Origin of the sequence: Dietzia sp. DQ11-38-2 (assembly GCF_014145055.1) — a bacterium.
In the GTDB taxonomy this organism is placed as follows: domain Bacteria; phylum Actinomycetota; class Actinomycetes; order Mycobacteriales; family Mycobacteriaceae; genus Dietzia.
In genome coordinates, this window is sequence record NZ_JAALDW010000347.1 from 1 (window position 1) to 3,710 (window position 3,710).

The 3,710-nt window shown below is 68.3% G+C and carries 3 protein-coding genes and 2 pseudogenes; 3 read left to right on the plus strand and 2 right to left on the minus strand.

The annotated features are described in order from the left end of the window. From G6026_RS11900 to G6026_RS11910, 3 genes and pseudogenes are all read left to right on the plus strand, one after another. Nucleotides 1–297, plus strand: a pseudogene (locus tag G6026_RS11900) (biotin-dependent carboxyltransferase family protein); the annotation flags it as partial. 122 nt (nucleotides 298–419) lie between these two features. Further along, nucleotides 420–1,706, plus strand: a complete 1,287-nt coding sequence (locus tag G6026_RS11905) for an adenylosuccinate synthase (protein WP_107757436.1) — start codon at nucleotides 420–422, stop codon at nucleotides 1,704–1,706. Nucleotides 1,707–1,946: 240 nt separating this feature from the next. Beyond that, a complete protein-coding gene (locus G6026_RS11910) occupies nucleotides 1,947–2,531 on the plus strand; it encodes a hypothetical protein (protein WP_182613305.1) in 585 nt (194 codons plus the stop codon). 74 nt (nucleotides 2,532–2,605) lie between these two features. On the opposite strand, the gene G6026_RS11915 is transcribed toward G6026_RS11910, so the two are convergent. Next, entirely contained in the window at nucleotides 2,606–2,884 is a 279-nt protein-coding gene (locus G6026_RS11915) for a hypothetical protein (RefSeq protein ID WP_107757434.1), read from the minus strand. Between the two features lie 593 nt (nucleotides 2,885–3,477). Continuing rightward, a pseudogene (locus G6026_RS17380) lies at nucleotides 3,478–3,710 on the minus strand (GntR family transcriptional regulator); the annotation flags it as partial.

Consider the following 3,710-nt stretch of genomic DNA (forward strand, 5'->3'; position numbering starts at 1 on the left):
GCCGCGTGGCGGGTTCTGGCGGAGACCGGGCACGTCAGCGCGCACGCGGACCGGGTCGGGGTGCGCATCGACCCCGCCGGACCCGTCCCCCGGTCGAGCACCGGGGAGATCCCCAGCGAGGGGATGGTCCGCGGCGCCGTGCAGATCCCGGCGGACGGGGCGCCCGTCGTGTTCGGGCCCGATCACCCCGTCACGGGCGGGTACCCGGTGATCGGGGTGCTCACCTCGCGGTCCTCGGACGCCTTGACCCAGCTCCTGCCGGGAGCGCCGGTGAGCTTCCGGAGGGTGTCGGACTGACCGACTAGGGTAACCGAGGCGGGACCAGGTACCTTGGTCCGTTGGTGTGCGCGGAGTCACCGCCTGCGGGCCGGTTTTCGTCCCTCACCGAATGACGACACTTTTCGAGGTGAAAGCGAACCATGCCAGCGATCGTCCTGATCGGCGCCCAGTGGGGCGACGAGGGCAAGGGTAAGGCCACCGACATCCTCGGTGGCCGCGTCGAGTACGTGGTCAAGCCCAACGGCGGCAACAACGCCGGGCACACCGTGGTGGTGGGTGGCGAGAAGTACGAGCTCAAGCTCCTGCCCGCCGGCATCCTCTCGCCCACGGCCGTGCCGGTGATCGGCAACGGTGTGGTGGTCAACCTCGAGGCGCTGTTCGAGGAGATCGACGGCCTCGAGGCCCGCGGCGCCGACACCTCGCGGCTACGCATCTCCGCCGACGCCCACCTGGTGGCCCCGTATCACCAGGCGCTGGACAAGGTGACCGAGCGGTTCCTGGGCAAGAAGGCCATCGGGACCACCGGTCGAGGCATCGGCCCCACCTACGCGGACAAGGTCTCGCGGGTGGGGATCCGCGTGCAGGACGTCTTCGACGAATCCATCCTGCGGCAGAAGATCGAGGGCGCGCTGCACCTCAAGAACCAGATCTTCGTCAAGATCTACAACCGCCGGGCGGTCGAGGTCGAGGAGATGGTCGAGTACTTCCTCGGCTACGCCGACCGGCTCCGTCCCATGGTCAGCGACACCGCCCTCATGCTCAACCAGGCCCTGGAGCGCGGCGAATCCGTTCTCATGGAAGGCGGCCAGGCCACCATGCTGGACGTCGACCACGGCACCTATCCGTTCGTCACCTCGTCCAACCCCACCGCCGGCGGCGCCTGCGTGGGGTCGGGCGTCGGCCCCACCAAGATCACGCACTCGCTGGGCATCGTCAAGGCGTACACCACGCGCGTGGGCGCAGGCCCGTTCCCCACCGAGCTCTTTGACAAGTGGGGTGAGTACCTGCAGGTCACCGGTGGTGAGGTGGGCGTCAACACCGGTCGCACCCGACGTTGCGGGTGGTACGACGCCGTGATCGCCCGCTATGCCGCGCGCGTCAACGGCTTCACCGATTACTTCCTCACCAAGCTCGACGTGCTCACCGGCATCGGCGAGATCCCGATCTGCGTGGCCTACGACGTCGACGGCGTGCGGCACGACGAGATGCCCATGTCGCAGACCGATTTCCATCACGCGACGCCGATCTACGAGACCATGCCCGGCTGGGAGGACGACATCCGCGGTGCGCGCGAGTTCGGTGATCTGCCGCCGGAGGCCCGCGACTACGTGCTGCGGCTCGAGGAGCTGGCCGGCTGCCACATGTCGTACATCGGAGTGGGGCCGGGCCGCGACGAGAACGTGGTGCGGCGCGACATCCTGGGCTGAGTCGATCGACCACCACGTCGAGAAGAGCGCCCCGAACGCATTGGCCGATAGGCGGGTGCGCGGGACGCTCTTCTCGTTGCTCGCGTGGGGCGGGTGAGCCCGTTGTGTACGTTGTGAATCGGTTTCATGTGAACGAATGACACATGTCGTGTGTTCGTCCGATAGTGCTTTCTGAGCCGTTGAGGTGAAGTCGGAGTCAGGCGACCGGCCGGTCGCTTCCTCTCCCGATCGGAGCACCATATGCGCACTCTCACCAGGTTCGGCGTCGCCGCCGCAGCCACAGCCGTCGCCTCTGCCACCGTCCTCGCCGGGGCCGGAGTGGCCGGGGCCCAAGGCGCCGATCCCGTACTCGACAGCCCGAGCAGCGTGAGCGTCAGTGGCAAGGGCGCGAACACCGAGATCTCCTACACCAACAGGTCCGGCCAGGATCTGTTCTGTATCGCGTACGGCGGGCCGGGCAGTCTGCTGTCGGAGATGTACGCCGTCTTGCGGACACAGGATCCGGATGCGTCACCGCCCCCGGCACTGGAGGCGAAGGTGACCGAGGCGCTGGTGAACGGGCAGCTCGGCCTCTTCACGGGCGGTGTCGAAGACGGGGAAACCGCCACGTTGTCGCCTGGCTTCTACGATACGAACGCCACGCTCACCGACGGGTCCTTCACTCCGTCCGCTCTCGCGATCTGCTCTGCGGGCGACGAGTACATCGAGATGGAGATCTCTGCTGGGGCCGGTGTCCCGGCCGGTCTCGGTTCGTTGGATTCCGCTCTGGCCGGCCTCGGAAGCTCTGGTTCCGTGGCCCGGACGACGGGTTCGCTCGGGAGCTGAGCGAACCGTCCATACCCAGCACCGCCCCCGGCCACCTCGTGGAGCCGGGGGCGGTGCTGGGTGATGTCGTCAGTTCACGACGGCAGGCCCGGGAAGGGTGGGAGTTCGAATGCGCCACCCGCCACCCCCGCGCCGATGGCCAGAACCGCCGAGACACCAAGCCCCGCGATGATGAGCAGCCCGGCTCCGATGATCGGGTTGTCCAACGAGCCGCCGTCTGCGGAACCCGACGCCTGCGCGACGTAGGCGACGTGGCCTTCCGGCGCAGGTCCGGCGTGAGCGGGGGCGACGGCGACGGTGGTGGCAGCGGCCAGGGCGAGAGCGGTGGCAGCGGTGGCGGTTCTCGTGATCATGCCCCCACTATCGCGGCGCGGCCGTTCGGCATTACCTATGGGCCTGCCGGACTGGTCCGGGGAATGCCCCACACCCTCGCGAGCCGGAAATGCAGCGCGTTCCTGGAGGTGTCGGCCGAGTGGGACCATCTCAGAACTCGCCGACGATTCCCGGATTGAGACCAGTTTTCGCCGAATGCGCTCGGTCGCGATTCGGAGGACTGGTGTCGCGGCTCGACCCGGCAAACCGCAAGTGGAAGGTCGGATTGCAGTATGACGGCCACGAACACCTGACCAGAGCCCGTCGAGACGCGGACTCCGTGGCGATGCTGCGCCTGGCGTCCCTCGGATGGGAGGTGAGGCGAGTGACGCAAGGGCTGCTGAACACTCCGCGGACGCTCACCCGATTCGTCCACGGGGCATTCGAGAAGCAAGGGTGGGAGCAACCCGGTCGACCGGGTCGCCCCCAGTGAACTCCGATGCCAGCCACTGCACGCCGATCGCATTCGCTGGAACCCCATCGCCTTCTGTGAAGCGGGGTCACGTTCTGCGAGAGGTCTACTCGGCCGATGCGTCCAGGATCGCGCCGAATCGGGCCGAATCGCCCCGGGCGGTCAGCGCAGGTGCCGGAAGGCGTTGCGGACCGCGTCCGCGGCGTCCTCGACGTCGAATCCCGCCCCCGCGGCCCGCTCTGCGAACTCCTCCGCGGCCCGGGTCAGCACCGCCCCGGGCAGGTCAGCGGCGGAGACGAACGTTCCCGAGCGGCCGCGACCCTCCAACACGCCCGACTCCTCGAGTTCGCGATAGACCTTCGCGGCCGTCGCGGTGGAGACCCCGACCTCCTCCG